Source organism: Trinickia symbiotica (assembly GCF_002934455.1).
Taxonomy (GTDB): Bacteria; Pseudomonadota; Gammaproteobacteria; order Burkholderiales; family Burkholderiaceae; genus Trinickia; species Trinickia symbiotica.
In genome coordinates this window covers 13,421-35,755 of record NZ_PTIR01000021.1, presented here as the reverse complement: position 1 = coordinate 35,755, position 22,335 = coordinate 13,421, and the positions used below count along the sequence as shown (strand labels likewise).

At 66.3% G+C, this 22,335-nt stretch carries 18 protein-coding genes; 4 read left to right on the top strand and 14 right to left on the bottom strand.

Annotated features, from left to right (window positions below):
* Window positions 1–50 precede the first annotated feature (50 nt).
* Together B0G57_RS24685 and B0G57_RS24680 are read right to left on the bottom strand one after the other, a co-directional pair.
* Window positions 51–3,317: an efflux RND transporter permease subunit gene (locus B0G57_RS24685; RefSeq protein ID WP_018440850.1), complete on the bottom strand. Its 3,267-nt coding sequence runs from the start codon at window positions 3,315–3,317 to the stop codon at window positions 51–53.
* A gap of 18 nt (window positions 3,318–3,335) precedes the next feature.
* Window positions 3,336–4,547, bottom strand: a complete 1,212-nt coding sequence (locus tag B0G57_RS24680; protein ID WP_018440851.1) for an efflux RND transporter periplasmic adaptor subunit — start codon at window positions 4,545–4,547, stop codon at window positions 3,336–3,338.
* Window positions 4,548–5,004: 457 nt separating this feature from the next.
* On the opposite strand from B0G57_RS24680, the gene B0G57_RS24675 reads away from it, so the two are divergent.
* Entirely contained in the window at window positions 5,005–5,646 is a 642-nt protein-coding gene (locus tag B0G57_RS24675) for a TetR family transcriptional regulator (RefSeq protein WP_020566199.1), read from the top strand.
* Window positions 5,647–5,735: 89 nt separating this feature from the next.
* On the opposite strand, the gene B0G57_RS24670 is transcribed toward B0G57_RS24675, so the two are convergent.
* From B0G57_RS24670 to B0G57_RS24645, 6 genes are all read right to left on the bottom strand, one after another.
* On the bottom strand, window positions 5,736–6,542 hold the full coding sequence (locus tag B0G57_RS24670) for a CoxG family protein (protein WP_018440853.1): 807 nt from the start codon (window positions 6,540–6,542) through the stop codon (window positions 5,736–5,738).
* 32 nt (window positions 6,543–6,574) lie between these two features.
* Complete coding sequence (locus B0G57_RS24665) at window positions 6,575–6,937, bottom strand: DUF427 domain-containing protein (protein WP_018440854.1); 363 nt, start codon at window positions 6,935–6,937, stop codon at window positions 6,575–6,577.
* Window positions 6,938–7,187: 250 nt separating this feature from the next.
* Window positions 7,188–7,718, bottom strand: a complete 531-nt coding sequence (locus B0G57_RS24660) for a carboxypeptidase-like regulatory domain-containing protein (protein ID WP_018440855.1) — start codon at window positions 7,716–7,718, stop codon at window positions 7,188–7,190.
* Between the two features lie 187 nt (window positions 7,719–7,905).
* Window positions 7,906–9,402, bottom strand: coding sequence for a DegQ family serine endoprotease (locus B0G57_RS24655; protein WP_018440856.1), 1,497 nt, complete (start codon window positions 9,400–9,402; stop codon window positions 7,906–7,908).
* A 46-nt stretch (window positions 9,403–9,448) separates the two neighbouring features.
* Window positions 9,449–10,783, bottom strand: coding sequence for an ATP-binding protein (locus B0G57_RS24650; RefSeq protein WP_018440857.1), 1,335 nt, complete (start codon window positions 10,781–10,783; stop codon window positions 9,449–9,451).
* Between the two features lie 29 nt (window positions 10,784–10,812).
* Window positions 10,813–11,475: a response regulator gene (locus B0G57_RS24645; RefSeq protein WP_018440858.1), complete on the bottom strand. Its 663-nt coding sequence runs from the start codon at window positions 11,473–11,475 to the stop codon at window positions 10,813–10,815.
* A 201-nt stretch (window positions 11,476–11,676) separates the two neighbouring features.
* Between B0G57_RS24645 and dacB the strand changes: the two genes are divergently transcribed.
* The 3 genes from dacB (at window position 11,677) to B0G57_RS24630 (ending at window position 15,701) form a co-directional block, all read left to right on the top strand.
* Entirely contained in the window at window positions 11,677–13,254 is a 1,578-nt protein-coding gene (gene dacB / locus B0G57_RS24640; protein WP_018440859.1) for a D-alanyl-D-alanine carboxypeptidase/D-alanyl-D-alanine endopeptidase, read from the top strand.
* A 221-nt stretch (window positions 13,255–13,475) separates the two neighbouring features.
* Complete coding sequence (locus tag B0G57_RS24635; RefSeq protein ID WP_018440860.1) at window positions 13,476–14,381, top strand: sterol desaturase family protein; 906 nt, start codon at window positions 13,476–13,478, stop codon at window positions 14,379–14,381.
* Window positions 14,382–14,510: 129 nt separating this feature from the next.
* Window positions 14,511–15,701 (top strand): SGNH/GDSL hydrolase family protein, encoded by a 1,191-nt coding sequence (locus B0G57_RS24630; RefSeq protein ID WP_026229698.1) that lies wholly within the window; start codon window positions 14,511–14,513, stop codon window positions 15,699–15,701.
* Here the strand turns inward: B0G57_RS24630 and B0G57_RS24625 are convergent.
* From B0G57_RS24625 to pyk, 6 genes are all read right to left on the bottom strand, one after another.
* Window positions 15,691–16,752, bottom strand: coding sequence for an L-threonylcarbamoyladenylate synthase (locus tag B0G57_RS24625; protein ID WP_018440862.1), 1,062 nt, complete (start codon window positions 16,750–16,752; stop codon window positions 15,691–15,693). The two genes, B0G57_RS24630 and B0G57_RS24625, sit on opposite strands and share 11 nt — an antisense overlap.
* An 84-nt stretch (window positions 16,753–16,836) precedes the next feature.
* The gene (locus B0G57_RS24620; RefSeq protein WP_018440863.1) at window positions 16,837–18,066 is read right to left on the bottom strand and encodes a 5-(carboxyamino)imidazole ribonucleotide synthase; all 1,230 of its coding nucleotides are present in this window, start codon (window positions 18,064–18,066) and stop codon (window positions 16,837–16,839) included.
* Between the two features lie 11 nt (window positions 18,067–18,077).
* Complete coding sequence (gene purE / locus B0G57_RS24615) at window positions 18,078–18,626, bottom strand: 5-(carboxyamino)imidazole ribonucleotide mutase (RefSeq protein ID WP_018440864.1); 549 nt, start codon at window positions 18,624–18,626, stop codon at window positions 18,078–18,080.
* Window positions 18,623–19,525: a phosphoribosylaminoimidazolesuccinocarboxamide synthase gene (locus tag B0G57_RS24610; RefSeq protein WP_018440865.1), complete on the bottom strand. Its 903-nt coding sequence runs from the start codon at window positions 19,523–19,525 to the stop codon at window positions 18,623–18,625. The genes purE and B0G57_RS24610 overlap by 4 nt, the downstream gene beginning before the upstream one ends.
* Window positions 19,526–19,585: 60 nt before the next feature.
* Window positions 19,586–20,650: a class II fructose-bisphosphate aldolase gene (fba, locus tag B0G57_RS24605; RefSeq protein ID WP_026229700.1), complete on the bottom strand. Its 1,065-nt coding sequence runs from the start codon at window positions 20,648–20,650 to the stop codon at window positions 19,586–19,588.
* 168 nt (window positions 20,651–20,818) lie between these two features.
* Window positions 20,819–22,255, bottom strand: a complete 1,437-nt coding sequence (gene pyk, locus B0G57_RS24600) for a pyruvate kinase (protein WP_018440867.1) — start codon at window positions 22,253–22,255, stop codon at window positions 20,819–20,821.
* Between the last annotated feature and the right edge of the window lie 80 nt (window positions 22,256–22,335).

The window sequence follows — 22,335 nt, the reverse complement described above, 5'->3', positions numbered from 1 at the left end:
GAAGCCCCCCCGGGGGGCAGCGAACGATAGTGAGCGTGGGGGTCGTCATTTCAGTGTCCTTCTCTGCCCGAGCCGCCGCGCGGACCGCCGTTGCCCCCGTCACGGCCGTCGCCACCGTTGCCGTTCCCGTTGAGATCGCCGTTCCCGCCGTTCGCCGATTGCAGCGCATGATGCTCGGCGGCAAGCCGCGCCGCGGCGTCGGCATCCTCGGTCTCACCCGCGAACTTCGCGCGAATCACGACGAAGAACATCGGGATGAAGAAGATCGCAAGGAACGTCGCCGTCAGCATCCCGCCGATCACGCCCGTGCCGATCGCATGCTGGCTCGCCGAACCGGCGCCGTTGCTGATCGCGAGCGGGAACACGCCGAGAATGAAGGCCATCGACGTCATCAGAATCGGCCGCAACCGCAGCCGCGCCGCCTCCATCGCCGCTTCCACCGGCCCCATGCCCTCGGATTGCTGCAGCTCGCGCGCGAACTCGACGATCAGAATCGCGTTTTTCGCCGAGAGACCGACCGTCGTCAAGAGGCCGACCTGGAAGAACACGTCGTTCTCGAGCCCGCGCAGCGTGGCCGCCAACAGCGCGCCGATCACGCCGAGCGGCACCACCATGATGACCGAGAACGGAATCGACCAGCTTTCATAGAGCGCCGCCAGACAGAGGAAGACGACGAGAATCGACACGCCGTACAAAATCGGCGCCTGCGAGCCCGACTGGAGTTCCTGATACGAGAGCCCCGTCCAGGCATAGCCGATGCCGGCCGGCAGCTTCGCGGCGAGCTTCTCCATCGCCGTGATCGCCTGGCCCGTACTCTTGCCTTCCGCGGCCTGCCCCTGGATCTCGACCGCCGAGATGCCGTTATAGCGCTCGAGCTTCGGCGATCCGAACGTCCATTGCCCCGATGCGAACGACGTGAACGGCACCATCGTCCCCGCGCCGTTGCGCACGTACCATTTCGACATGTCCTCCGGCGACATGCGGAACGGTGCGTCGGCCTGCAGGTAGACCTTCTTGATCCGGTTGTCCGTATCGAGGAAGTTGTTCACGTACTTCGACGCCCAGGCGATCGAGAACGTCTGGTCGATCGCTTCGGCTGTGACGCCGAGCGCCTGCGCCTTTTCACGATCGATGTCGATCTTGAACTGTGGCGTGTCGTTGAGGCCGTTGGGGCGCACGAGCGCGAGCGTCGGATCCTTTGCCGCCATGCCGAGGAGCTGGTTGCGCGCGGCCATCAGCTTCTCGTGGCCGAGCCCGCCGTTGTCGGTCAGCTCGAAGTCGAAGCCGGCCGCCGTGCCGAGCTCGGGGATCGACGGCGGATTGAACGGGATCACCATCCCGTCCTTGTAGCTCGCGTAATGCATGAACATGCGCTGGATGACCGCCTGCACCTTCTGATTCGCGTGCTGCCGCTCGCTGTAGTCCTTGAGCCGCACGAAGACGAGGCCCGAGTTCTGGCCGCGGCCCGCGAAGCTGAAGCCGTTCACCGTGAAGACCGATTCCACGACGGACTTCTCCTGCGTGAGCAGATAGTCGGCGATGTTCGAGAGCGTCCTGCCCGTGGTCTCTTGCGTCGAACCGGTGGGCGTCTGCACAAGGATGAACGCGTAACCCTGATCTTCGTTGGGCAGGAACGACTTCGGCAGCCGCACGAAGAGCATCCCGATTGCGACGATCACGGCGATGTAAATCAGCAGCCACCGGCCCGAGCGACGGATCACATGGTGCACGCCGCTCTGATACTTCTCGCGGCTGCTGTTGAACGTCCGGTTGAACCAGCCGAAGAAACCCTTCGTCTCTTCGTGATGCCCCTGCGGAATCGGCTTCAGAATGGTCGCGCAAAGCGCCGGCGTCAGAATCAATGCGACGAGCACCGAGAGCACCATCGCCGCGACGATCGTGAGCGAGAACTGCCGATAGATCGCGCCGACCGAGCCGCCCGAAAGCGCCACCGGCACGAACACCGCGGACAGCACGAGCGCAACCCCGACGAGCGCACCGGTGATCTGGCCCATCGCCTTTCTGGTCGCCTCGCGTGGCGAGAGCCCCTCCTCGGCCATCACGCGCTCGACGTTCTCCACGACGACGATCGCATCGTCGACGAGCAGACCGATCGCGAGCACGAGCCCGAACATCGAGAGCACGTTGATCGAGAACCCGACAGCGTTCATGACCGCGAACGTGCCGAGCAGCACGACCGGCACGGCGATCGTCGGAATCAGCGTCGCGCGCAGGTTCTGCAGGAACAGATACATCACGAGGAACACGAGCACGATGCCTTCGAGCAGTGTCTTGATCACTTCCTCGATCGAGAGGCGCACGAACGGCGTCGTGTCGTACGGGTACTTCACGGCGAGGCCGTGCGGGAAGTACTTCGACAGCTCGGCGACTTTCTGGCGCACGAGCTTCGCCGTCTGCAGCGCGTTCGCGCCCGTGGCGAGCTGAATGCCCATGCCGACCGTCGGCTGGCCGTTGTACGCCGTGTCGACGTTGTAGTTCTCGCCGCCGAGCTCGAGGCGCGCGACGTCCTTGATGCGCACCTGCGAGCCGTCCTGGTTGACCTTCAGCAGGATGTTGCCGAACTCTTCCGGCGTGCGCAGCAACGTCTGCTCGGTGATCGTTGCCTGCAGCATCTGCCCCTGCACGGCGGGCGTGCCGCCGAGCTGGCCGGCCGCGATCTGCACGTTCTGGTTCTGGATCGCCGTGGAGACGTCGACCGGCGTGAGCCCGTAGTTCGTCAGCTTGTTCGGGTCCAGCCAGATCCGCATCGCGTACTGCGTGCCGAACAGCGACAAGGTGCCCACGCCGTCGATACGGCTCACCGGATCCTGAATGTTCGACGCCACGTAGTTCGCGAGGTCGTACTTGTTCATGCTGCCGTCTTCGGAGACGAAGGCGAGCACCATCAGGAAGCTGCTGCTCGACTTCGTCACCTTCGTGCCGAGCTGCTGCACGACGGACGGCAGGAGCGGCGTGGCAAGCGACAGCTTGTTCTGCACCTGCACCTGCGCGATGTCAGGGTTCGTGCCGGCGGCGAACGTCAGCGTGATCGTCGCGGTGCCCGAGTCGTCGCTCGTCGACGACAGATAGAGCAGGTGATCGAGACCGCTCATCTGCTGCTCGATGACCTGCGTCACCGTGTTCTCGACCGTCTTCGCCGAGGCGCCCGGATAGCTCGCGGAGATCTGAATCGAAGGCGGCGCGATCGTCGGGTATTGCGCGATCGGCAAATTGAAGATCGACGCGACGCCCGCGAGCATCAGGATGATGGCGATCACCCACGCGAAAATCGGGCGATCGATAAAAAACTTGGCCATTTGACGGGACTCCCGTGGTTAGGCGCCGGAGGCCTGCGCCCCCGAGGAGGCGCTCTGGCTATTGCCCACGGAGGAGGCGCCGCCCGCCTGAGCGGGAAGCTGGGCCGGCACCGGCTTGACGGTCATGCCGGGGTGGACCTTCTCCGTGCCTTGCACGATCACGCGGTCGCCAGGCTGCAAGCCCGCCTCGACGATCCAGTCCGGCCCGCGCATGCCGGTGGTGGTGAGCGTACGCGGCGCGACCTTGCCGTCCTGACCGACGACGAGCGCGGTCGCCTGACCCTTCTGGTCGTGCGTCACGCCGATCTGCGGCACGAGCATGGCATTCTCGTTGACGCCTTCCTCGATGCGCGCGCGCACGAACATCCCCGGCAGCAGGACACGGCCCGAGTTCGGGAAAATGGCGCGCACGGTGACGGAGCCCGTCGACTGGTCGACCGTCACGTCGGTGAACTGCAGCTTGCCTTTTTCCGGATACTCGCGACCGTCTTCGAGAATCAGCGTGACCTTCGCGGCATTCGGCCCGTTCGTCTTCAGCCGCCCTTCCTGAATGTCGCGGCGCAGCTTGAGCCCCTCGAGGCTCGATTGCGTGAGATCGACATAGACGGGATCGATCTGCTGGATCGTATCCATGAGCGTCGCCTGGCTCGCTTGCACATAGGCACCCGGCGTGACCTGCGAGACGCCGGTGCGCCCGGTGATCGGCGCGATGACGTCGGTGTAGCCGAGATTGATCTGCGCCGTCGCGACCGCGGCCTTGCCCGACGCGACGTCGGCCGCGGCCTGGCCCTCGGCCGCCACGGCATTGTCGTAATCCTGCTTGCTGACGGCATTCGCCGCAACGAGCACTTTATAGCGATTCGCCTGCGCCGTCGTGCTGGCGAGGTTCGCCTGGGCCTTCGCGAGCGTCGCTTTCGCGCTGTTCAGCGCGGCGATATAAGGCGCCGGGTCGATCTTGTAGAGACGCTGCCCCGCCTTCACTTCGCTGCCTTCGGTGAACTCGCGCGACAGCACGATGCCGTCGACGCGCGCGCGCACCTGCGCGACGAGGTACGCATTCGTTCTGCCCGGCAGCTCGGTGACGACCGGCACGGCGCTCGTCTTCACGTCGACGACGCCGACTTCGGGCGTCTGCGGCGGCGGCGCCGATTGTTTTTGTCCGCACGCGACAAGGATGAGGGCAGCCGTCGCGGCGCAGATTAGGCGGAGGTGAACCGGTTCGACACGCATGGAGCGACCTCTGGTCAATGACTGGGACACATGTAGGTCCGCTGCGCCCGATCCCCACAAGGCGCGCGGCGCGACGTCACGTCGCAAAAACGCTTGATGAAAGCCGACAGGCTGCGGCCGGCGGGGGCGCCGAGATGGCCGAACGCCGCTTCGCCCCCGCATCGCCCCGGTAGTGCGCTCGCGAGAACCGCCGGTGCGAAAGCGCGAGAACTCTTCGCAACAGTGCGAGCGTCGGTCAGTGCCGGATATTACCGGGATTTCCCCCGGTGCATCGAACTTGAACCATTCAAACGTAGCGCGTATTGTATATACATTCGGAAATGTATGTAAAAGGTTTTCGTTGCGGGATCTAACCCCGAAAGGCAACAATCCGCTCGCGTCGTGCGCCGCACGGCCGATTCGACGCTCAAATGAGCGCCATTAGTCTAAAGAAAGCCCGGTGACGCGGGCATGCAACATGGTCAGACGAACGAAGGAAGAGGCACGAGAGACGCGTAACCGCATTCTCGATGCCGCCGAGCGGGTCTTTTACGACAAAGGGGTGTCGCGGACGTCTCTCGCCGAGATTGCCGCGCATGCGGGCGTGACGCGAGGCGCAATCTATTGGCACTTTCAGAACAAGGGCGATCTCTTTACGGCGATGTTCGATCGCGTCCTGCTGCCGCTCGACGAGCTCATCGAAGGCGACGACGACCCCGCCGACCCGCTCGGAAAGCTCGCCGAGACGATGAAATGGTGTCTGCACGCGTGCTGCAACGATCCACAACGGCGGCGCGTATTCGACATCCTTTTTCTCAAGTGTGAGTTCGTCGACGAAATGGGGCCGGTGAAGGTCCGACACCAGACGAACATGCAGGAAGGCGTCGGCAAGATCGAGCGCGATTTGCGGCAGGCCGTCGCCAAGGGTCAGCTACCTGCCGATCTCGATACGCGACGCTCGGCGCTTTTTCTCCATGCGTTCATCGGCGGCTGCCTGCGTGACTCGCTGTTGATTGCGCCGTCGATCGATTTCGCCGCGCATATCGAGCCGTTCATCGACGCGGCGCTCGATACCGTGCGCACGAGCCCTGCGTTGCGGCTCGGGGCGGGCGGTGAATAAGGCTGAGGAAGGCGGCTTGCACGGCGCTGCGGCCGAGCGCGCTCGATGGGATTTCTTGCGCTTACCCTTGTGCGGCGCCGACGCGACCGCTACTCGAACCGATGGAGCAGGTAGAGCAAGGCGATCCCGACGGCGAATGCCGCAGCCCATGCCCAGGCCGGCATCGCCTGCGGCCGGCGACGACCCAGGCTCTCCGCACCTCGCTGACCGATCATGGCGTCGCCCGAACGGCGCGAGGCCGGGTCGAGCGGATCGGTCGATGCCGTCCTGCGCGAAAGGCCGGCGAGACTGATCGGGCGCAGGAACACGTGCTGGCGGTGCGCGGCGCCGGAGCGTGCCCGGTTCGGCCCTTTGCCGTACTTGGCTTGGAGCACCGCCGAGAACTCCGCGAAGAAATCGTCGGCGAGCGCCTGCAGCGCGTTTTCGACTTGCCGCGGCGCGAGCTCGGCGAGCGGCCCGGTCAGCGTCGCCCATATCGCATACTGGACACGTGTGGCGCCCGCGTCGTCAACGCCTGCCTTGGTGCTCCCTCTCGCACTCGTCTGCTCATCGGCGCGCTCGCTATCCGCCTCGAGCTCGATCGTGACCTGTCCTCGCAACGAGCCCACGCCCGCGGCGGATGCCTTCAGGTTCAGCGTACGCGAGAGCCGATGCTCGCCGCCGGCGGGGACGCCGCCGTATGCGCCGCCCGGACTCGTCATCATGTGCATGCGAACATCGTAGCGGCCGCGCAGCGGCCCGACCGGCACCGTCACCACGAGCGCGTACTCGCCGCCGGGGCGGCGCTCGAACGATTCGCAATTCTCGAGGCTTGCGCGCAAGAGGGCGCCGTCGTCGAGTGATTCGGCGACGATCGAGGGATCGAGCGGAATGCGCAATGCATCGGTCAACTCCATCGTGGTCCCCTTCGATGCATGCGCCTTTTCGCCTATGACGTCTGGTCGATTCTGTCCACGAGCGACGGATAGAACGCGACGTAGCCCTTCACTCGCGCTGCAGCCCCGAGCGGAGCCTCGTAGCTCCAGGCGGCGTTTTCGACCTTGCCTTCCTCTTCGGTGAGCAGATGGAAATGCGTCGCCACGCCCTTGTAGGGGCAGCGCGTCGTATGATCCGACCGCTCGAAGCGAGACATATTGACGTCTTCGCGCGGAAAGTAGAAGACCACGGGCTCGCCCGTCTCCATGAGCGTGAGTCCTCGCCAGGTATCGGCGAGCGTGATGCCGCCGTGAATCACGCGCAATCGGTGCTGATTGGCCGCGATCTCGACACGATGAACAGCGTCATTCGTCATGGCGATTCCCCTGGACCTGGTTCGCTCGGCCGCCCGCCGGCGCGTCAGATTATAGAGAGCCAACATTGCCCCTCCCCAAAGGCGATTAGCCAGGCGCCCCTCCAACGGGACTTCCCGGCGCACCTGCGGTCGCGGGGGCGTCAGCATGCTTGGGGCGGTCCGACGCATGCCGAAAAAAAAGCCACGGGCGGACACCCGTGGCTCTCATTATCTGTCAAAGCCCGCCGCCGTGCGCGGGCAGCGTTTCACGCTATTGGATATCCCAGTGGAAATCGGCTCGCGCACCCGGCTCCGAGGAGACCGTCACCGTGCGCGTCTGCTCCTCGTCCTTGTAGCGCGCATGAACCGTGTAACGGCCCGGCGGCAGCTTGACGAGCATGTAGGGACCGCGCGAGTCCGTGCTCAATACATCGGCGCCCTGCGGCCCGACGATCCGGACATGCACATCGGCGAGGTAGTCCGCCGTCGGTCCCGTGAAGCGCATCGCGAGCGGCCACTGGTGCTCCGCGCGCTTTAGCGCCGTCGATTCGTCGATGCCCACGCCGCCGGACACGTACGACACGGCCCCTTCGTGCTGGATCTGCGGCATGCCGCCGCCGTTCTCGTTGCCGGCGCTCGTCGCGTCGGTCGTCGTGCCGCCGACGACAGCCGACGACCCCTGCTGCGCGAGCACGCTGCCGGCGAAACCAAGCGCCAGTGCCATCGCGGCGACAACGCCAATCCGCTTGCTTGCTCGTTTCATCATCCGTTTATCCGCCGATCCGCTGCCTGGCGTTTTCATCGCATCGCTCCTTTGAATGACCGCACGTCGGGATCCTGAGCCCGGCGCGTCGCCGGGGAACGGCATCCCGCCCCATCACGTTGCGCAGCAAGCTGCATGCCTGTGCGCTTGGGCGCCTGTCGATGCCGATGAAGCCGCGGCCCGGCACCCGGGGGCTTCAGGATGCCGGGCCGCTTCGCCGTGCGGATCAGCCGAGATCGACGGGCACGAAGATCTGCGCGTTGTCGCGCTGAATCAGGAGCGCCACGCTATTGCCGGCCTTCGAGATGATTTGCCGCAGTTGGTCAGGCGACGACACGGGGCTGCCGTTGACGGCGAGGATCACGTCGCCGGGCTGGATGCCCGCGCTAGCGGCCGCGCCCGACGATTGCTGCACGAGCAGGCCATGCGTCAGCGAACTGCCGTTCTTTTCCTGCGGCGTGAGCGCGCGCACCGCCACGCCGAGCCGCCCTTGCTGGGCGCTCGGGCTGCCGTTGCTGGCCACCTTCGTGTCCGACATCGAGCCGATCTTGACCGTCACCTGCTTTTTCGTCTTGTCGCGCCAGATATCGAGCGTCGCGTTCGAGCCCGGCTTCATTGCCGCGATCTGCGCAGGCAGATCCGTCGAGTCGTCGACGCTCTGGCCGTTCACGGCGAGAATCACGTCGCCGGCCTGCAACCCTGCCTTCGCGGCCGGGCCGCCCGGATCGACGGAGCTCACGAGCGCACCGGCCGGCTTCGAGAGGCCGAACGAGTTCGCCAGTGTCTGATCGACGCTTTGCACGGCCACGCCGAGACGGCCGCGGCTCACGTGCCCCGTCTTGACGAGCTCGTCTTTGACGCGGATCGCCTCGTCGATCGGAATCGCGAACGAAAGGCCCTGGAAGCCGCCCGTTTGCGAATAGATCATCGAGTTGATCCCGATCACCTGCCCTTGCAGGTTGAAGAGCGGCCCGCCCGAGTTGCCGGGGTTGACGGGCACGTCAGTCTGGATGAACGGCGTGTAGTTCTCGTCAGGCAGCGAGCGGCCCTTCGCGCTGATGATGCCCGAGGTCACCGTGTTCTCGAACCCGTACGGCGAGCCGATCGCGACGACCCACTGGCCGACCTTGCTCTGGTTCGGATCGCCGATCTTGACGGTGGGCAGGTTCGAGGCATCGATCTTCAGCACCGCGACGTCGGACTGCTTGTCGGAGCCGACGACTTTCGCGCGGAACTCGCGCTTGTCGGTGAGCTTCACCGTCACGACGTTCGCGCCGTCGATCACATGTGCGTTCGTGAGGATGTAGCCGTCGCTGCTGACGATGAAGCCCGAGCCGAGGCTCGCGCTCGGGATATCGCTTTGCGCGCCGCCGTCGTCGTCGCCGCCCCCGCCGAAGCCGGGGAACTGACCATAGAACCGCTTGAAGAACTGATAGAACGGATCGCTGGGATCGATCGGCAGCTGTTGCATCGAGCGCCGCGCGGGGCGCTTGACGACATGCTTGGCGCTGATGTTCACGACCGCCGGGCCGTACGTCTCGACGAGCCCGGAGAAATCGGGAATGCCGGTCTTGGCCGCCGCTTCGGCGGGCATCATGGCCGCGGCGTGCGCGGACGCGATGATCTGCGGATCGGTGTGGCGGGTGCCGGCCACGTAGCCGGTCGAGAGCGCAACCGCCACCGCAACCGCGACTGCGCTGCGAGACAGGGTCTTCGTATTCATCGAAAGGGCCTCCTTGCTTGATGGTTCGCAGAATACGAGGGCTCACTTAAACGGGACTTAACGCTTTCTGCACGTTTCCTGAAGGGAATCGGACCGTCACCAGAAGGCCGCCGAGCGGTGCTTGCCCAAGCTCGACCGCCGCGTTGTGCTGCGCCGCGACACGCTTGACAATGGCAAGGCCGAGGCCGCTGCCCGCGACGTCCGTGCGGGCACGCGCCGAAGCGTCGCGGTAGAACCGGTCGAAGACGCGCTCGCGCTCCTCGGCCGGAATGCCGGGGCCGCTGTCGCCGATGCGCAGGCACGGGTGGCCGTCATCGTCGAGCTTGAGCGCGACGTCGATGCGTCCGCCGTGCGGCGTGTACTTGACCGCGTTGTCGAGCAGGTTGCCGACCATCGCGCGCAGCGCGTCGGCGTCGCCGACGATCGTGGCGGGCTCGGATTCCTCGAAGCCGAGATCGACATCGCGCCGCTCGGCAATCGGCGCATGCGCGGCGACACATTCGGCGACGAGCGTGCGTAAGTCGACCGGTACGCGAACGGCCCCGTCGACAGGCTCGGCACGCGCGAGCGCGAGCAACTGCTCGGCAAGGCGCGTGGCGCGCGTGACGCCCGCCTGCAGATCGACGAGCGCTTCGCGACGAGAATCCGCATCCTGCGCGCGCGCGACGAGCTGCGATTGGATCTGCACCGCGGCGAGCGGCGTGCGCAACTCGTGCGCGGCGTCGGCGACGAATGCGCGCTGCGTGTCGAGCGCCTCGGTGAGCCGCGCGAGCAGGCCGTTCAACGCGCGCACGAGCGGCTGCACCTCGAGCGGCAAGCGCTCGTCGGGCAGCGGATCGAGCGCCTGCGGACGGCGCGCCTCGAGCGCGCGCGTCACGCGTGCGAGCGGCGCGAGCCCGCGCCCGACGATGACCCAGACCGCGAGACCCAGGAACGGCAACAGCACGATGAGCGGCCAAAGCGTGCGCCACGCGACGTCGGCCGCGAGCCGGTTGCGCACCGAAAGCGGCTGCGCGAGCTGAACGACGTTGTCGCCGACGATCGCGCCGTAGACGCGCCAGTCACCGCGCTCGGTACGCTCCGTCGAGAACCCGAGCTCCGCGCGCGGTGCAAGCGGCGCGCGCGGATGCGAGTAATACATCAGCGCGCCGGTGCGGCTCCAGATCTGGATGACGATGCCTTCGTCCGCATCGTTGTGCGCGCCGAGAATCTGCGTGAACGGCTCGGACGGCAGCGCCGCCGCGATCTCCTGCAGCTGATAGTCGAAGAGCTCGTTCGCCTCGGCGAGCGCTTGTCGGTAAATGAGCCAGCCAGCGGCGCCGACGCCCGCCACGACGAGCGCGACGAGCCAGAACAACAGTTGATGGCGAATGGAACGCATAGGGGATCGAAGCGGTCTCCCGGGCCCGCTCAGGCGTCCTTGGCAATCATGTAGCCCAAGCCGCGCACGTTGCGGATGAGATCGGCGCCGAGCTTCTTGCGCAGCGCGTGAATGTAGACTTCGACGGTGTTGCTGCCGATTTCCTCGCCCCAGCCGTACATCTTTTCTTCTAGCTGGCTCTTGGACAGGACGGCGCCGGGACGCGCGATCAACGCCTCGAGCAGCGCGAATTCGCGCGCCGAGAGCGCGACGGGCGCGCCATTCAGCGTGACCTGGTGCGCGGCCGGGTCGAGCGTCAGCGCGCCGTGACGGATCACGGACTCGCTGCGGCCCGAATGACGCCGGATCAGCGCGCGCATCCGTGCGCCGAGCTCGTCGAGATCGAATGGCTTGACGAGGTAATCGTCGGCGCCGGCGTCGAGCCCTTTCACGCGGTCGGCCACGGCGTCGCGCGCCGTCACGATGAGCACCGGCATCGAGAGCCCGCGCGTGCGCATCGCGCGCAGCACGTCGAGCCCGTCGCGCTTGGGCAGGCCGAGATCGAGCAGCACGAGATCGTAGGGCTCGCCGCCCGCGGCCGTGAGCGCCGACTCGCCGTCCTGCACCCAGTCGACGGCAAAGCCCTCCCCGCGCAACGCCTTGCGTACGCCTTCGGCAATCATCCTGTCGTCTTCGACCAGCAGTATCCGCATCGCCTCGATCGCCCTATGCGCCGGAAGTCAGTCATGGATCGCATTGTAGCGGCTCCCGGGTCCGTGGTTTTTTGGTCGATTCGGGGAAGATCGCCGCGGCGTCACGCGCGGCAAGCCCTACAATGTGCTGTCCCGCGCGCCGTCCGCGTCACACCGGACCGCTCGCTCTCGCATTTGCCCGACCCCGTCGCCGTACTTTCCATGCCGATCGCTTCGCTCATCCTCTTTTCGCGCCGCGCGCCGCAATTCGTTTCTTCTTTCATTTCGCCTACTCTTCGTTCCGCCTCGCCCGGCGAGGGTGCTCCCTCCGGCAGAGGGCTTGGACGCGCCGCGCTTGCGCTCGGCCTGTGCGCGGCGCTCGCGTTCGCCACGCCGGCCGACGCGCGCAAGCTCAAGCACCGCCCGCGCGTGTCGGTCACGACGGAGCTCCCTGCTTCCGTCACCCGCGCGCTCGAACGCGCGCACGTGCCGCTTTCGGCGATGAGCGTCGTGATCGAGCGCATCGGCTCGGCCACGCCCGTCGTCGCGCTCAACGCCGGAAAGCCGATGCTGCCGGCCTCGACGATGAAGCTCGTCACGACCTACGCCGGCCTCGAAATACTCGGCCCGGACTACCGCTGGCGCACGCGCGCGTACGCCGACGGCACGCTCGACACCGCCGGCGTGCTGCACGGCGATCTCTATATCCAGGGTACCGGCGATCCCAAGCTCGTGCCCGAAGAGCTGATCGATCTCGTCGACCGAATCCGCAAGGCCGGCATCACCGGCATCGACGGTGGGCTCGTGCTCGACAAGCGCTTCTTCGACCCGTCGACGCGCGACCTGCCGGCCTTCGACGACGACGCGAACGCACCGTACAACGTCGGCCCCGACCCACTTCTCTACGCATTCAAGTCGCTGTCGTTCACGGTCACGCCGGCGAGCGCGGGCACGGTCGATATCGACGTCGTGCCGGCGCTCGCGCAACTGAAGATCGACAACGAGCTCCATACTCGCGCCGGCGCCTGCACGAGCGCCGAAGCCGCGATGCCGAACGTCACGCCCGAAAGCGACGGCACCGTCGAGGCGCTCTTTTCGGGCGAGTATCCAGTGCGCTGCGGCGCGCGCACGGTCAACCTCGCGGTGCTCGACCATACGGCATTCTTCGCGGGCGGCTTCCTCGCGCTCTGGCAGCAGCAAGGCGGCACGTTCAAGGGCGCGACGCGCGAGGGCGCGGTGCCGATCGGCGCGCGCCTCGTGGCGACCCACGAAGGGCCGCCGCTCGGCGACATCGTCCGCGACATCAACAAGTTCAGCAACAACGTGATGGCGCGCAACCTGTTCCTGACGATCGGCGCCGTCGCCGACAAGCCGCCGGCAACGCCGCAAAAGTCGGCGCAGGCGATCGAGCGATTCCTCACCAGCAAAGGACTCGCCATGCCCGAGCTCTCGCTCGAGAACGGCTCGGGTCTCTCGCGCGACGAGCACATCAGCGCGCTTTCGCTCGCCGACTTGCTGCAGGCGGCCAACGCAAGCCCCGTCGCTCAGGTCTTCGTCGCCTCGCTGCCCGTGGCCGGCGTCGATGGCACGATGCGTAATCGCCTGCGCCACGACCCGGTGCTCGGCAATGCGCATATCAAGACCGGCACCCTGCGCGATGTGCGTGCGATTGCCGGCTACGTCGCCGCGGCCAACGGCGAGAGCTATGTCGTCGTGAGCTTCATCAACGACGACCGGGCGGCGGCCGCGCGCGCCGCTCACGACGCGTTGCTCGACTGGGTTTATCGCGGCATGCGCTAAGCGCGCACCGAGATCCCCTCTGTCTCGGGGGATCTCGATCGAATATTCCTTCTACGACAAATAGCGACTGCGACGGCCGCCAGCGTGTACGCTGTCGAGCAACGATCGGACGGCTGCCATGATGTTCCCGCCTCCGTATCGAAAAGGGGACTGCAGCGCGCACCGCCCGCGGCGAGCGCGCTGAAATCAAAGCAAGGAAGAGACTCCGGAGGAAGACGTCCATGCAATTCGACGCCGAATTGCTTCTGATTTCCATGGCGCCCGTCTTTCTTGCATGCATCGGCTGGGAGGCGTGGCATTTTGCACGCACAAGGCCGGCGGCGCGTATCTACAGCTGGCGGGACACGCTTTGCAACGCCGTGCTTGCGCTCATGCACCAGGGCGCGGACAAGCTCGCGTGGCTCGCCGTCGTGCCCTTCTATGCATTCGTCTACGAGCGTTTTCGTATCGTCACCTGGCAGCCGGGGTGGCTCTCGTTTGCCGTCCTTTTCATCGCGCAGGACCTGCTCTACTACGTCTTTCATCGCATGAGTCATCGCGTGCGCTGGCTATGGGCCGCGCACATCGTCCATCACTCCTCGGAGCGGCTCAATCTGTCGACGGCATTCCGCCAAAGCCTCATGTACCCGGTCGCCGGCATGTGGGTGTTCTGGACGCCGCTCGCCGTGCTCGGCTTTCCTCCGCAGCAGATCGTCGCGATCGTCCTCGTCAATCTCGCCTTTCAGTTCTTCGTCCATACGCAGGCGATCGGCCGGCTCGGTTGGATCGAGTACGTGCTCAACACACCGTCGACGCACCGGTGCCATCACGCGCGCAATGCACGCTACATCGATCGCAACTTTGCCGGCGTGCTCGTCGTCTGGGACAGGGTCTTTCGAAGCTACGTCGCGGAGGACCCCGACGATCCGCCCGAGTACGGCATCGTCGAGCCGCTGACGACCTTCAATCCGCTCAAGGCGACGTTCCACGAATGGGCGTCGATGCTCGCGGATCTGGCAAATGCCAAGGGGCCGGGCAACAAGCTGCGCGCGCTCCTCGCGCCGCCCGAGTGGGCCGCCGCGTTCCATGCCGCCAACGCGCGGCCCGCCGCGGTCTCGGGCACGACCCAGCGGGGAGTCGACGCGTAATCGCCGGCCGGGGGAGAGACGGACAAGACGACACACGCCACCGCGATCAACCACGAGGCGGCGAACAACGACATCAAATGAGGCATGAAACCACGGCCGACGAGCCGAACATACGAGGAGATGAAGTCGATGAAACAGCGCAACGAACCCCAACGAAACCGGTTGCTGCGGGCCGCTCAGTGCGCGCTCGCCGGCGCGGCTTTAGCCGTCGTCGCCGCATGCGGCGGCGGGGGCGGCGGCGGGGGCAGCACCGCGACGACTGCCGCGTCCACCAAGATGCAGGTCGTCTCGTTCGGCGACAGCTTGTCCGACGTCGGCACTTATGCGGCCTATGTTCTGCCGCACTTCGGCGGCGGACGATTCACCACGAACCCCGGCGAAGTCTGGACGCAGAAGGTTGCGGAATCCTTTGGCGACACCCTCACGCCGGCCTATCAGGGCGGTTTCGGGTCCGCTTTGCAGGCGACCGGCGGCTTCGGCTACGCCCAAGGTGGCGCCCGCGTGACGGACCCGCAAGGCATCGGCTGGGCGCCCAATGACCTTGCGGCAACCACGACGCCGATCGTCACGCAGGTCTCCAACTACCTGAGCGCGCACGGCAGCTTCAACTCGAATCAGATCGTGCTGATCCAGGGCGGTGCGAACGATATCTTCGCCAATAGCACGGCACTAGTCACAGCGATCGAGACCGACATGGCGGCCGGCTTGACGGCGCAAGCCGCGATCCTCAAAGAAGTGAGCACGACGCTCGGCCCGGTCGCGAAATCGCTCGTCGACCAGGTCGGTACCATCGTCGCCAACGGTGCGACGCACGTGGTGCTGGCGAACGTGCCCGACATCGGCCAGACCCCGCTGGGCGTACAGACGGCGGCGCAGCAAGGCGCGGCAGCCCAGCAACTTCTGTCGGGCATCGCCCAGACGTTCAACGGCCTCGTGGCGAGCTTCCTGCAAGCGGAGAACCTGTCATCGAAGGTGATCTTCATCGACTCGTTCACGTGGCAAGACACGACGCTCGCCAACTTCCAGGCGAACGGTTTCTCGGTGTCGAATACGGGAACGGCGTGCAACCTGCAGCAGATGCAGGCATCGGCCACGTCCTACGCGGAAGCGAACCCGAGCGTGCTGCTGCCGGGGCAGACGGCGGCTCAGTTCGGCGCGGCGCTGGCTTCATCGCTGTTCTGCTCGCCGCAGACGCAGACGGTGGCGGGTGCCGATCAGTCGTATATGTTTGCCGATATGGTCCATCCGACGACGCATCTGCACGCGCTTTTCGCGCAGTACGTCGAGCAGCAACTCGCCGCCGCGGGCGTCAAGCCCTGAAGCTGCCAGCCTCGAAAGCCGCCGCTGCGCGCCCGAGCCGATCGTTGACGGCGATCCACTCGGGCGTATCGGGCAGCTTTTCAATGAGGATGCGGGCCACGTTCGAACGGTCGAGCGCGCGCAACATCCCGTAGAGCTCGCGCGCATAAGCGTCGGGCTCCTCGGGCGCGGCGACGAACAGTACGTCGCGCGCGTCGGCCCAGGCACCGGCGCGCGAGCGCCGCGCCACGAGCGCGACCCGCGCCTCACTATCCCGCGCTGACGAAAGCAACGGCTCGAGGGCCTCGAACGGTGCCAGTGCAAGCGGCGTACGCGGCGCATAGTGCGCCTTCAGCGTGCCCGACGCGCGCGGCGCCGTCGCGTCGCCGCCGTCGGGCAGCCGGGGCGCGACGCCGAGCACTTCGGCGATCTCCAACGGCGTCACACGGCCCGGCCGCAGCAGCGCCGGGAAACCGCGCGAGAGATCGAGAATCGTCGATTCGATCCCGACCTCCGACGGCCCGCCATCGAGCACGTGCACGGCATCGCCGAATTCGTCGCGCACATGTTGCGCGGTGGTCGGGCTCACATGGCCGAAGCGATTTGCCGACGGCGCCGCGACGCCCGCTCGACCGCCGCGCAACGCGTCGAATGCGTCCAGCAGTGCCTGCGCGACAGGGTGTGACGGCGAGCGCAGGCCGACGGAATCCTGTCCGCCGCTCACCGCGGCCGGAATATGCGCGGCGCGCTTCAGGATCAACGTGAGCGGGCCCGGCCAGAACGCGTCGATGAGCCGTTGCGCATCGGCCGGCAACTCGCTGACCCAGTAGCCGGGATCCCCTTTCGGCCCGAGATGGACGATGACCGGGTGGTTGGCCGGCCGCCCCTTCGCCGCATAGATGCGCGCGACAGCCTGCGGGCTCGTCGCGTCGCCGCCGAGCCCGTAGACGGTCTCCGTCGGGAAAGCGACGAGCTCACCTGCGTCGAGCCGCGCGGCAGCTCGTTCGATTTGCGCTTCGGTGACGGCGAGCGTCGCCGAAGGCGCGTCGGGGGGATTGGGTCTCGGGGACATCGGTCGTGGCTCAACTGCGAAGCGCTATCCGATCGCTACGGAATGCGGCTCGAATGCTCGCTCGCTAAATGGCCGCCGCCTCGGTTAGCCGAGCGGAATATGCAGGAGCCGCGCGCAATCGCGTGCGGCCGTGCGCGCCTCGTCGAGCGTCGCGGCCGTGAAATTGATATGCCCCATCTTACGCCCGGGGCGCGCTTCCTCTTTGCCATACAGGTGGAGTCGCGCGGTCGGCATCGCGGCGACTTCTTGCCACGGCGGCGTCACGGGTACCAAGGTCGACGCCGAGGCCGGCCCCTGGCCGCCGGCCGGTCCGCTGCGCGCGAACCAGACGTCGCCGAGGACATTGAGCATGACGGCCGGCGAATGCTGGCGGGTATCGCCGAGCGGCATGCCCGTCATCGCGCGCACCTGCTGCTCGAACTGGCTCGTGGCGCAGGCGTCGACCGTGTAGTGACCCGAGTTGTGCGGGCGCGGCGCCATTTCGTTGGCGACGAGCGAACCGTCCTCGAGCACGAAGAGCTCGACACAAAGAACGCCGACATAGTCGAGCGCGTCGGCGATGCGCAGCGCGGCCTGCTGAGCCTGCTGCACGAGGGCCGGCGTGACGTCGGGCGCCGGCACGATCGTCACCGACAGGATGCCGTTGCGATGCGCATTCTGCGAGAGCGGGTAGACGGCCGTCGCGCCGTTCGCCCCGCGCGCGATGAGCACGGAGACCTCGAACTTGAGCGGCAGGCGCTTTTCGAGCACACACGGCACGCCGCCCAGCGCGTTGTGCGCCTCGCGCACGGCATCGGCGCTCGTCACGCGTACCTGTCCCTTCCCGTCGTAGCCGAGTCTCGCCGTCTTCAGGATACCCGGCAGCACCGTTTCGAGCTCGGCATCGGAGAGCGCGGCGAGCGCCTCGGACGACTCGATCGCGAAATATGGCGCCACCGGCACGCCGCAGCTCGCGATGAAGCGCTTCTCGGCGATGCGGTCCTGCGCGATCGCCACGCAGCGGCCGGCCGGGCTCACGAACGTCGTGCGCGCAAGAAAATCGAGGCTCGCGGCGGGGACGTTCTCGAACTCCGTCGAGACGGCCGCAGCGAGCCGCGCGAGCTCGGTCAGCGCCGCTTCGTCGGTATAGGCGGCACGCAAGTGTTTGTCGGCCACGCTGCCGGCCGGGCTCGCTTCGTCGGGATCGAGCACGGCGACGCGGTAGCCCATCGCCTGAGCGGCGAAGCAGAACATGCGGCCGAGCTGGCCGCCGCCGATCATGCCGAGCCAGGCGCCCGGAAGGATCGCAGAAACGGGGGTGTTGTCTTGAGTCATTTCAGTATGCGTCAAAGCGCCGGCAGCACCATCGCGCGCGCCGCCTCGTTTTGCTTCAAACGGAATGCGGCGAGGCGCTCGGCATACAGATCCGCCGTGCCGGCCAGCAGCGCCACGGCAAAGAGCGCCGCATTGGCCGCGCCTGCCTCGCCGATCGCGAACGTCGCGACGGGCACGCCTTTCGGCATCTGCACGATCGAGTGGAGCGAATCGACTCCCTTCAGATATTTGCTCGCCACGGGCACGCCGAGCACGGGTACCGTCGTCTTCGCGGCCAGCATGCCGGGCAGATGGGCGGCTCCGCCCGCGCCTGCGATGATCGCGCGCAATCCGCGCTCGCGGGCCTGTTCGGCATAGGTGAACATTTCGTCGGGCATCCGGTGCGCGGACACGACTCTCGCTTCGTACGGTACGTCGAAATCGCGCAGGACGGATACTGCGTGTTTCATCACGTCCCAATCGGAGCTCGATCCCATCAGCACGCCGACGAGCGGCGAATCATGTTGGTGCGCGCGCGCTTCGCTTCCCGCGCTGGCGGCGGTCACGGCGGCTTCGCTCATGGTGCGGTCATTCCCAGCTTTTGCCCCGTCAGCCGCTCGAGCGCCTCGCGGTACTTTTCGCTCGTTTTCGCGATCACGTCGTCGGGCAGCTTCGGCGCCGGCGGCGTCTTGCCCCAGTTCTGCGTTTCAAGCCAGTCACGCACGAACTGCTTGTCGAACGAAGGCGGGTTGCCGCCGACGCGATACCCTCCGGCCGGCCAGAACCGCGACGAATCCGCCGTCAGGATCTCGTCCATCAGCACGAGCTCGCCGTTCTCGTCGAGGCCGAACTCGAACTTCGTATCGGCGATGATGATGCCGCGCGTCGCGGCATACTCGGACGCTTCCTGGTAAAGGCGGATCGAGATGTCCCGAATCCGCGCCGCCAGGTCGCCGCCGATTCGCCGCTCCACGTCCGCGAACGTGATGTTCTCGTCGTGGTGGCCCATCTCCGCTTTCGCGGCCGGCGTGAAGATCGGCTCGGGCAGTTTCTCCGCGTTCGAGAGCCCCTGCGGGAGCGCCACGCCGCAGATCGCGCCCGTCGCCTGATAGTCCTTCCAGCCGCTGCCGGCCAGATAGCCGCGCACGACCGCCTCGACGAGGATCGGCGTGAGACGCTTGACCACCACCGCCCGTCCGCTCACCTGCTCGACTTCGTCGGGCGCGACCACCGTCTCAGGCGCGACGCCCGTCAGATGATTCGGAACGATATGGCCGAGGCGCTCGAACCAGAAGTTCGCCATCTGGTTCAGCACGCGCCCCTTGTCCGGAATCGGCTCGCCCATCACGACATCGAACGCCGAGAGGCGATCGGTCGTGACGATCAGCAGGCGGTCGTTGCCGACCGCGTAGTTGTCGCGGACCTTGCCGCGGCCGAGCAAAGGCAGCGAGCGAAGCGAGGATTCGTAAAGGGTAGACATCGTCGTGAACCGGAAATGGATGAAAACAGGTGAAAGGGCGCTCTCGCGAGCGCCCCGGGCTTAGCGCACGACCTGCGCGAGCTCGCCGGACTTATACTTCTCGGCCATCTTCTCGAGCGGCAGCGGCTTGATCTTCGCCGCCTGCCCCTCGCAGCCGAAGGCGCGGTAACGGTCGACGCAAACCTTCTTCGCGGCCTCGCGGGCCGGCTTCAGATAGTCGCGCGGATCGAACTTGCTCGGGTTCTGCGCAAAATAGCGCCGGATCGCGCCCGTGATCGCGAGCCGCAGATCCGTATCGATATTGACCTTGCGCACGCCGTGCTTGATGCCTTCCTGAATCTCTTCGACGGGCACGCCGTACGTCTCTTTCATGTCGCCGCCGAACTCGCGGATCTCGGCAAGCAGCTCCTGCGGCACCGACGACGAGCCGTGCATGACCAGGTGCGTGTTCGGAATGCGCGAGTGAATCTCTTTGATGCGCTCGATCGCGAGGATGTCGCCAGTCGGCTTCTTCGTGAACTTATAGGCGCCGTGCGACGTGCCGATCGCGATCGCGAGCGCGTCGCATTGCGTGGCGCGTACGAAATCGGCGGCCTGCTCGACGTCGGTCAAGAGCTGCTCGCGCGTCATCGTGCCTTCGGCGCCGTGACCGTCTTCCTTGTCGCCTTTCATCGTTTCGAGTGAGCCGAGCACGCCGAGTTCAGCCTCGACCGTCACGCCGATCGAGTGCGCCATTTCGACGACCTTGCGCGAGACGTCGACGTTGTATTCATACGACGCGACGGTCTTGCCGTCAGCCTGCAGCGAGCCGTCCATCATGACGCTCGTGAAGCCGCTGCGGATCGCCGCCATGCAGACGGCCGGCGATTGCCCGTGATCCTGGTGCATCACGACCGGGATATGCGGATACGACTCGATCGCCGCCTCGATCAGATGGCGCAGGAACGGCTCGCCCGCGTATTTGCGCGCGCCCGCCGACGCCTGCATGATCACGGGCGCGCCGACTTCGTCCGCCGCGGCCATGATCGCCTGCACCTGCTCGAGGTTGTTCACGTTGAACGCTGGGAGGCCGTAGCCGTGCTCGGCTGCGTGGTCCAGCAGTTGACGCATAGATACGAGAGGCATGCTGAATACTCCTTGGGGATGGAAACCGGGTGCTCGAGCGGCACTTTCTTGAGCGAAACCGCGATTTTATCGCGAAGCAGGCCCCGTTCCCCGCCGGCCGACGGTAGATTCCCGCCGTGTGCGCCGATTCGGGGCCCGCTATGTCGTCAGTTCAGTTCCGTACGCTCGTCAGTACGGATCGCCGATCCGGACGATTTTGAGCGTGTTCGTGCCGCCCGCCTGGCCCATCGGCTCGCCGACGGTCAGCACGACCATGTCGCCGCGCGCGGCGAATCCCTTCGACACGACGACCTCGACGGCCTGCTTCAGCGCCTGGTCCCGATCGCTGTTGGGCTCGATCGCGAGCGGCGTCACGTTCCGGAACAGCGCCATCGCGCGCTCGCTGCCGACGCGCGGCGTCAGCGCGAAGATCGGCACATGCGTCCAGTGGCGCGAGAGCCACAGCGCCGTCGCCCCGGACTCGGTCAACGCCACGATTGCCTTCGCGCCGAGATGGTGCGCGGTGAAAAGCGCGCCCATCGCGACCGTCTGGTCGATCCGCGTGAACGTGCGATCGAGAAAATCGCGGTCGAGCTCGACGTGCTCGGACTTCTCGGCCTCGACGCAGATCGCCGCCATCGCTTCAATCGTCTGCACGGGATACTTGCCCGCGGCCGTCTCGGCCGAGAGCATTACGGCGTCGGTGCCGTCGAGCACCGCGTTCGCGACGTCGGAGACCTCAGCGCGCGTCGGCACCGGCGCGTGGATCATCGACTCCATCATCTGCGTTGCCGTGATGACGAGCTTGTTCGAGTCACGCGCCATGCGGATCATCCGCTTTTGCAGCGCCGGCACGGCCGCATTGCCGACTTCGACGGCCAGATCGCCGCGCGCGACCATGATGCCGTCCGACGCGTCGAGAATGCCTTGCAGCGCCGGGATAGCCTCGGCGCGCTCGATCTTCGCGATCATTTTCGGCTTGATGCCGTAGGGCATGCCGGCGATGTTCGCGAGCTGGCGTGCCATTTCCATGTCGGTCGCGTTCTTCGGGAACGAGACGGCGATATAGTCCACGCCGATCGACATCGCCGTGCGGATGTCCTCCATGTCCTTCGCGGTCAGCGCCGGCGCCGTGAGGCCGCCGCCCTGACGGTTGATGCCCTTGTTGTTCGAGAGCTCGCCGCCCACTTTGACGACCGTGTGAATCTCTTCGCCGATGACGCGCGAGACCGTCAGCACGATGAGCCCGTCGTTGAGCAGGAGGACATCGCCGGGCTTCAAGTCGCGCGGGAGGTCCTTGTAATCGAGGCCGACGCGCTCGTCGTTGCCGAGCTCGCAATTGGCGTCGAGAATGAACGGCTCGCCCGGCGTGAGCTGCACCTTGCCGTTCTCGAACTTGCCGACGCGGATCTTCGGGCCTTGCAGGTCGCCCATGATGGCCACTTCCCGGCCCAGCTTGCGCGCGGCCTCCCGCGCGTCCTCGGCGCGCTTGCGGTGATCGTCGGCCGTGCCGTGCGAAAAGTTGAGGCGCACCACGTCGAGGCCCGCTCGCATCATTTGCAGCAGGATTTCGGGCGAGCTCGACGCCGGACCGATGGTGGCGACAATCTTGGTGGCGCGATGCATGAATCTCCTCGTCTCGGTTGAATCGCTGAGTGGAGCGCTGCGAGTAGGATGCGTCGGCGCGACCTCTGCCTGCAGGTTCG

What these genes read in the sequence shown, in the direction of transcription:
- purE (WP_018440864.1), bottom strand. Translation starts at nt 18,626, where the DNA reads ATGAGCGAAGCCGCCGTGACCGCCGCCAGCGCGGGAAGCGAAGCGCGC.
- fba (WP_026229700.1), bottom strand. Translation starts at nt 20,650, where the DNA reads ATGCCTCTCGTATCTATGCGTCAACTGCTGGACCACGCAGCCGAGCAC.
- B0G57_RS24630 (WP_026229698.1), top strand. Translation starts at nt 14,511, where the DNA reads ATGAAACAGCGCAACGAACCCCAACGAAACCGGTTGCTGCGGGCCGCT.
- dacB (WP_018440859.1), top strand. Translation starts at nt 11,677, where the DNA reads ATGCCGATCGCTTCGCTCATCCTCTTTTCGCGCCGCGCGCCGCAATTC.
- B0G57_RS24665 (WP_018440854.1), bottom strand. Translation starts at nt 6,937, where the DNA reads ATGACGAATGACGCTGTTCATCGTGTCGAGATCGCGGCCAATCAGCAC.
- B0G57_RS24685 (WP_018440850.1), bottom strand. Translation starts at nt 3,317, where the DNA reads ATGGCCAAGTTTTTTATCGATCGCCCGATTTTCGCGTGGGTGATCGCC.
- B0G57_RS24655 (WP_018440856.1), bottom strand. Translation starts at nt 9,402, where the DNA reads ATGAATACGAAGACCCTGTCTCGCAGCGCAGTCGCGGTTGCGGTGGCG.
- pyk (WP_018440867.1), bottom strand. Translation starts at nt 22,255, where the DNA reads ATGCATCGCGCCACCAAGATTGTCGCCACCATCGGTCCGGCGTCGAGC.
- B0G57_RS24645 (WP_018440858.1), bottom strand. Translation starts at nt 11,475, where the DNA reads ATGCGGATACTGCTGGTCGAAGACGACAGGATGATTGCCGAAGGCGTA.
- B0G57_RS24620 (WP_018440863.1), bottom strand. Translation starts at nt 18,066, where the DNA reads ATGACTCAAGACAACACCCCCGTTTCTGCGATCCTTCCGGGCGCCTGG.
- B0G57_RS24650 (WP_018440857.1), bottom strand. Translation starts at nt 10,783, where the DNA reads ATGCGTTCCATTCGCCATCAACTGTTGTTCTGGCTCGTCGCGCTCGTC.
- B0G57_RS24625 (WP_018440862.1), bottom strand. Translation starts at nt 16,752, where the DNA reads ATGTCCCCGAGACCCAATCCCCCCGACGCGCCTTCGGCGACGCTCGCC.
- B0G57_RS24680 (WP_018440851.1), bottom strand. Translation starts at nt 4,547, where the DNA reads ATGCGTGTCGAACCGGTTCACCTCCGCCTAATCTGCGCCGCGACGGCT.
- B0G57_RS24675 (WP_020566199.1), top strand. Translation starts at nt 5,005, where the DNA reads ATGGTCAGACGAACGAAGGAAGAGGCACGAGAGACGCGTAACCGCATT.
- B0G57_RS24670 (WP_018440853.1), bottom strand. Translation starts at nt 6,542, where the DNA reads ATGGAGTTGACCGATGCATTGCGCATTCCGCTCGATCCCTCGATCGTC.
- B0G57_RS24660 (WP_018440855.1), bottom strand. Translation starts at nt 7,718, where the DNA reads ATGAAAACGCCAGGCAGCGGATCGGCGGATAAACGGATGATGAAACGA.
- B0G57_RS24635 (WP_018440860.1), top strand. Translation starts at nt 13,476, where the DNA reads ATGCAATTCGACGCCGAATTGCTTCTGATTTCCATGGCGCCCGTCTTT.
- B0G57_RS24610 (WP_018440865.1), bottom strand. Translation starts at nt 19,525, where the DNA reads ATGTCTACCCTTTACGAATCCTCGCTTCGCTCGCTGCCTTTGCTCGGC.